This is a genomic window from Burkholderia sp. Ac-20353, assembly GCF_017104785.1.
In the GTDB taxonomy this organism is placed as follows: domain Bacteria; phylum Pseudomonadota; class Gammaproteobacteria; order Burkholderiales; family Burkholderiaceae; genus Burkholderia.
In genome coordinates this window covers 1-6329 of sequence record NZ_JAAGPL010000306.1, presented here as the reverse complement: position 1 = coordinate 6329, position 6329 = coordinate 1, and the positions used below count along the sequence as shown (strand labels likewise).

Below are 6329 nucleotides of genomic sequence, written 5' to 3'. Positions count from 1 at the left end.
CCGTGACGGCCGTCCGCGCCGCGTCGGCGTCGAGCCAGCTGCGCGTCGCCTCGGCGATCAGCGCGCGCAGCCAGCGCACGCCGTCGACGCATGCGCCTGCTTCGTTCCACGTCATCCGGTACACGATATCGGGCGGGTCGGCCGGCAGCGCGACGATCGCGAGCGGGAGCAGCTTCGCGTAGTGCCGCGCGAGCCGGACCGTGGTCGTCAGGATCAGGTCAGGGCGGACGAGCGCATGCGCGGCCAGTTCGAAATGCGGCAGCGTGACGACGATCCTGCGCAGCAGGCCGACCTGCTCGAGCTGCCGGTCGATCGCGCCGGACGCTTCGAGCCACGACGGCGTCGGACACAGCTGCGGCGCCTGCGCGTATTCGGCGGCCGTGATCCGGCCGCGCTTCGCGACCGGATGCGCGACGTGCATCAGGCAGACGACGCGGTCGTCGAACAGGTCGTCCTGCCGGAACCGCGACGCGCGCGCGGGACGGTTGTCGATCACGATGTCGAGCTCGCCGTCGGCGAGCGCGCGCTCGGCGTCGAAACCGTCGCCGAGCGGGTGGAAGACCAGCTGCGCGTGCGGCGCGCGTGCGCGGAACAGCGCGACGAGCTTCGGCACGAACAGCACGTTCAGGTAGTCGGGGCAGCCGATCCGGTAGGTGCGCACCGACGTGCGCGCGTCGAACCTCGGCTGCTGGATGCGGATGAAGTCGATCACGCGCAGCGCGTTGCGCAGCGGGTCGATCAGCCGCGCGCCGAACTCGGTCGGCACCATTCCGTAGCGGCTGCGCACGAGCAGCGGATCGGCGAGCAGCGTGCGCAGCCGCTTCAGTGCCGCGCTCGTTGCCGGCTGCGACATGTTGAGCCGCACCGCCGCGCGCGACACGGTCCGCTCGGTCAGCAGCACGAGCAGGATCCGCATCAGCCGCGCGTCGAGCGTGTCGATCGCGTCCACGGCGTCGTGCGCGTCGGGGGCGGGGCCGGCCGGGCCTAGCGAGTTCCGCATCGCGAAGCGATTCCCGGCGACGCGATGCCGGTGCGCGGCCGGTAGCGGCCGGTCGGCGTGCGTGGTGTCATCGCGCGAACGCACCCGGCCAGCCGATGATGCGCTTGTCGCGCGGAGGCGCATACGTGCGCACCTTCGACGTCGTTAGCTTCAGGCGCACGAGCGATTCGGCGAGTGCGACCGCGGCCGACACGCCGTCGACGACGGGCACGCCCGTGCATTCGGTGATTTGCCGGTCGAGGCCCGCCATTCCGCCGCAGCCGAGGCAGATGACCTCCGCGTGATCAATCTTCACCGCCTGCTCGGCCTGCCGCACGATCGCGTCGATCGCGCGCGCGGGATCGCGTTCGAGCTCGAGCACCGCGAGGCCGCTCGCGCGGACCGACGCGCAGCGGCTGTCGAGCCCCGCGAGCTTCAGCCGATCCTCGATCAGCGGCACCGTGCGGTCGAGCGTCGTGACGACCGAGTAGCGATGCCCGAGCAGCATCGCAACGCTGGCGGCCGCTTCGGTGATGTCGATCACCGGCACGCTCAGCAGCTCCTGCAGCCCTTCGCGGCCGTGCTCGCCGTAGCCGGCCTGGATCACCGCATCGTACGGCTCGTCATAGCTCAGCACGCGATCCATCACCGCGACGGCCGCGAGATAGCTTTCGAAATTGCCCTCGACCGATTCCGCGCCGAAGCGCGGCGTCAGGCCGACGATCTGCGTGCCCGGCGATGCGGCGGCTTGCGCCTGCGCGGCGATCGCCTCCGTGATCGACTCGGTCGTGTTGACGTTGACTGCCAGTATCTTCATGGGGGCTCCGTGTGCGTGGCGTTCAGTGGTGGGTGCCGTCGACGGCGATGTGCTCGCCGGAACGCTCTTCGTAATGCTTGTTGCGGTCTGAAATCAGGAAGTACACACCGCCCGCGATGCCGGCGCCGAGCAGCCACGAGAACGGCGTCATCGCGCTGAACGCGGGCACGAGCGCGAGCGTGACCGAGATCGCGGCCGACGGCACGAGCGCCGCAAGCGCCTTGCGGTTCACGCCGCGCGTGTAGAAATAGGCGCCGGTCGGCGCTTCGGTGTAAAGGTCCGGCACGTTCACGCGGGTCTTGCGTACGAGCCAGTAGTCGACGGTGATGATCCCGTACAGCGGGCCGAGCAGCGCGCCGAGGCCCGACAGGAAATAGACGATCACGACCGGGCTGTTGTACAGGTTCCACGGCAGGATCAGCACGGCGGCCGTCGCGCTGATCAGCCCCGCGCGGCGGAACGTGAGCCGGTGCGGTGCGAGGCTCGTCAGCACGAATGCGGGTGCGACGAAATTCGCCATGATGTTCACGGCGACGGTCACGATCAGGAACGCGAGGCAGCCGAGCACGAGGAACAGCTTGTTCGGCACCGTCGCGATGATTTCGGTCGGGCTGTGGATCACCTGGCCGTTCAGGCGGAACTGCGCGCCCGCGAGCACGAAGCTGATCACCGCGAACACGAGGATGTTGACGGGCAGGCCCCAGAAATTGCCGACGCGCACCGTTTTCGCGCTTGGCGACGAGCGTGCGAAGTCGCAGAAGTTCAGCACCAGCGTGCCGTAGATCGCGAGCCACAGCGCGCCGCCCGCGAACACTTGCGTCCACATCCGGAAGCCGGTCAACGGCGTGCCGATCGACATCGCGAGGTGCCCGCCGGTGCGCGAGTACATCCACGCGGCGAGCGCGAGCGTCGTGACGAGGATGATCGGGCCGGCCAGCGCCTCGTACTTGCGGACCATCTCCATCCCGTACGCGAGGATCCCCAGCTGGATCAGCCAGATCGCGACGAAGGTGACCCAGCCGAGCGACGACAGGCCGAGGATCGCGTCGTGATCGAAGGCTGCGAGGCCCGGCCATACCGCGGTGAGCAGCACGCGCAGCACGACCGATGCGAGATAGGTCTGGATGCCGAACCAAGCGATCGCGATCACTGCGCGGATCATCGCGGGCAGCAGCGCACCGTAGATACCGAAGCTCATCCGGCTGATCACCGGAAACGGCACGCCGGTCTTCTGGCCCATGTAGCCGGTCAGGTTCATGAAGCAGTAGACGAGCACCGCGCCGATCGCGAGCGCCGCGAGCATCTGCCAGCCCGACAGGCCGAGCGCGAACAGCCCGATCGCATATGAATAGTTGGCGATGTTGTGCACGTCGTTGGTCCACAGCGCAAAGATGCTGTAGCGGCCCCACGTGCGGCCCTCCGCTTTGGTCGGCGCGAGGTCGGGGTTGTGCAGTCGCGGGCTCAGCGCGGGATCGCGCGCGGCCGTGTCGTGTCGATGCAGGGTGTCGTCCGCCGCGAGCGCGACGCCCGTGCGGTGGGTAGCTTCGAATTGCACGCCGATGTCTCCTTCCATGTAGAGGCACGGGCATGCCGCTTGTGTGCGCAGCTTCGGCCCGGTGCCGTGGACGTTATGTGTCGGATTCGTTCGCGAGTATGTGCGGCGTGCGGGGCGATGGGAAATTAAATATTCGGGTGGCGGGTATTCAGGAAATGAATGGATTGACGGTGGTCAGCGCGCTGTTTTTGCGTGGTTGGCGGGCGGCATCGGCCGTTGTAAGGATTACAACGGCCGATGCCGCCCGCTGCGAGCGATGTTGAGGCGCAAGCCGGCTCGCGCCGGCCGGTCAGCGATTCACGAGTTTTGCCGGAAACGCGAGCGCGAGCGCGCAGCCGACCAGCATGCACGCGGCGAAACCGTACAGGCCCGCGCTTTGCGAATGGAACGTGTCGCGCAGCCAGCCGATGAAATAGGTGCTGCCGAAGCCGCCGAGGTTCGCGATCGAGCACGCGAACGCAATGCCGCCCGCCGCGGCCGAGCCGCGCAGGAACGTGGACGGCAGCGCCCATACGACCGGCATAGCGGCCGCGGCGCCCGCATTGATCAGCGAAAACAGCAGCACGGTCGTGACCGTGCCGTGCGGCGCGGCGGCCGCGGCGACCAGTGCGCCAGCCGCGACGAGGAACGGCACGACGATGTGCCAGCGGCGCTCGCGCGCGCGGTCCGAACTGGCGCCGCAGTACAGCGTGCCGATCACGGCGGCGGCGTTCGGGATTACCATCAGCCAGCCGATGTGATAAGCGTCCTTCACGCCGGTGTCGCGCAGGATGCTGGGCAGCCAGAAGCTGACCGCGTAGAGGCCGAGCAGCACGCACAGGTCGATGATGCCGAGCGCCCACACCTTCGGTTCGCTGAAGGCCTTGCCGAGCGTGTGGCTCTTGTTGCCGGCCGGTTCGCTGTCGAGGTTCGCGCGCAGCGTGCGCTTCTCGCCATTGCTCAGCCATCGTGCCGATTCGATGCTGTTCGGCAGCCAGCGCAGCACCACGAAGCCGAGCGCGATCGACGGCAACGCCTCGAGCAGGAACAGCCACTGCCAGCCGCCGAGCCCGTGCGTGCCGTCGAACGCGCGCATGATCCAGCCGGAGATCGGGCTGCCGATCATGCTCGACAGCGGCAGCCCGACCATGAACAGCGCGACGATCCGTGCGCGGCGCGCGTCCGGATACCACTGCGTCAGGTACAGCAGCACGCCGGGCAGGAAGCCCGCTTCGGCAACGCCGAGCAGGAAGCGCGCGACGTAGAACTGCATCGGCGTGTGCACGAACATCGTCGCGCCGGACAGCAACCCCCACGTGATCATGATCCGTGCGATCCACAGCTTCGCACCGACGCGCTGCAGGATCAGGTTGCTCGGGACTTCGAACAAAATGTAGCCGGCAAAGAACAGGCCCGCGCCGAGGCCGTACACGGCGTCACTGAACTTCAGCGCATCGAGCATCTGCAGCTTCGCGAGGCCGATGTTGATGCGGTCCAGGTAGGCCGCGAAATAGCACAGGCAGAACATCGTGATCAGGCGCACCGTGACCTTGCGGTACAGGTTGCCGTGCAGCGCGTCGTCGGGGGAAACGGCTGCGCTCGGGTGTGCGGTAGACATGGGATTGTCCCTGTTCGTATGTGACGGATGAGTAGGGTGCCGATCGACGCGGGCGTGGTTTTCAGGCGCCCGCCGGAGTCTGTATAGCACGCCAATTAAATAGCGTACACACTATAAAATGCGAGCCGTATCCGGAACGCTTGAAGTAGCGGGCCGGCGCGCGACTCGACGTATAAAGGTATGAAGACAATGGGGTTTTTGTGGTCGATGAGCGGCGGTTATGGCGGCTGGCCAAGGGCGGGGTGAATGCACGAAGATGGTGCGTATACGCTCAAAATTGCGGCGTATGCGCGTGATCGTCGCAAACGCTCCCGAGCGCGGGCGGCGGCTGACCCTGACGCGCGTCAACGGACGGCCCGCGTGGCACGCGATGCAGCCGATTCGAGGGTGTACACTGTTTGTCTTTCGGTTCCAGGCCGCGCGGGTCTTCATCTTCATGGCAGCTTCCAAGGATTCCTACGACTTTCACGACCAGATCGGGCACTTGCTGCGACGCGCCTATCAACGCCATGCCGCAATCTTCCAGGAGGCGATCCCCGATTCGGATCTGACGGCCGCGCAGTTCGTCACGCTGTGCGCGGTCAAGGAGCAGCAGGCATGTTCGCTGAACGACATCGTCAAGGCGACTGCGATCGACCAGGCGACGATCCGCGGGGTCGTCGACCGGTTGAAGGCGCGCGCGCTGCTCGAGGTGCTGCCCGACCCGAGCGACGGCCGCAAGCTGCTCGTGCGCGCGACCGCGACCGGCCTCGCGCTGATCGAGCGGACCGTGCCGTTCGCACGGCAGGTGACCGAGCGCACGTATGGCGCGTTGAATCCCGGCGAACGCGTCGCATTGCAATTCCTGCTGCGCAAGATGATGGAAGAGGGCGACGCGTAAGACCGCAGGCAGTCGTCGGCGGCGATGCCCGTCGCTGCTCACACGCGATGCGCCGCTGCGCGTTCGTCCGGCGCGGCCGCGAGCAGCCGGCCCGCGTCGCGCAACCCGGCGCGGATCGTTTCCGGCGTGAACGGCGGCGCGTAGAAGCGCACGCCCGTCGCGTCGCAGATCGCATTCGCGACCGCGGCCGGCCCCGGCACCGACGCCGATTCACCGGCGCCGAGCGGCGGTTCTCCCTGTCTCGGCATCAGCACCACGTCGACGGCCGGCACTTCGGCGAACGTCAGGATCGGATAGCTCGCCCATTCGCGCGACGCGACCTTGCCGTCGATGAACCGCACGCGCTCCTTCAGCGTGCGGCTCAGCACCTGGATCACGTTGCCGTGGATCTGGTGGCGCACGCCGTCCGGGTTGATCATCGTCCCGGTGTCCTGACCGACGGTCACGCGTTCGATGCGTATCTCGCCGGTCACGCGATCGACGCTCAGGTCGACGATCCAA

6 protein-coding genes are annotated in these 6329 nt (G+C 67.5%); 1 reads left to right on the top strand and 5 read right to left on the bottom strand.

Annotated elements, in window-relative coordinates:
• The 4 genes from G3N94_RS38695 to G3N94_RS38680 form a co-directional block, all read right to left on the bottom strand.
• On the bottom strand, positions 1–1000 hold a 1000-nt coding region (locus G3N94_RS38695), incomplete at its 3' end, for a LysR family transcriptional regulator (protein WP_205799476.1).
• Between the two features lie 67 nt (positions 1001–1067).
• A complete protein-coding gene (locus G3N94_RS38690) occupies positions 1068–1796 on the bottom strand; it encodes an aspartate/glutamate racemase family protein (RefSeq protein ID WP_205799475.1) in 729 nt (242 codons plus the stop codon).
• A 22-nt stretch (positions 1797–1818) separates the two neighbouring features.
• Positions 1819–3369, bottom strand: a complete 1551-nt coding sequence (locus G3N94_RS38685; protein WP_205799474.1) for an NCS1 family nucleobase:cation symporter-1 — start codon at positions 3367–3369, stop codon at positions 1819–1821.
• Between the two features lie 271 nt (positions 3370–3640).
• Positions 3641–4948, bottom strand: coding sequence for an MFS transporter (locus G3N94_RS38680; protein WP_205799473.1), 1308 nt, complete (start codon positions 4946–4948; stop codon positions 3641–3643).
• Between the two features lie 436 nt (positions 4949–5384).
• On the opposite strand from G3N94_RS38680, the gene G3N94_RS38675 reads away from it, so the two are divergent.
• Positions 5385–5828, top strand: a complete 444-nt coding sequence (locus G3N94_RS38675) for a MarR family winged helix-turn-helix transcriptional regulator (RefSeq protein ID WP_205799472.1) — start codon at positions 5385–5387, stop codon at positions 5826–5828.
• A 38-nt stretch (positions 5829–5866) separates the two neighbouring features.
• On the opposite strand, the gene G3N94_RS38670 is transcribed toward G3N94_RS38675, so the two are convergent.
• Positions 5867–6329, bottom strand: a 463-nt coding sequence (locus G3N94_RS38670) for a molybdopterin cofactor-binding domain-containing protein (RefSeq protein ID WP_205799471.1), incomplete at its 5' end; no start/stop codon positions are given.

Bases quoted from the DNA above. Each gene is read 5' to 3' on its own strand.
- G3N94_RS38690 (WP_205799475.1), bottom strand. From the start codon at position 1,796: ATGAAGATACTGGCAGTCAACGTCAACACGACCGAGTCGATCACGGAG.
- G3N94_RS38685 (WP_205799474.1), bottom strand. From the start codon at position 3,369: ATGGAAGGAGACATCGGCGTGCAATTCGAAGCTACCCACCGCACGGGC.
- G3N94_RS38680 (WP_205799473.1), bottom strand. From the start codon at position 4,948: ATGTCTACCGCACACCCGAGCGCAGCCGTTTCCCCCGACGACGCGCTG.
- G3N94_RS38675 (WP_205799472.1), top strand. From the start codon at position 5,385: ATGGCAGCTTCCAAGGATTCCTACGACTTTCACGACCAGATCGGGCAC.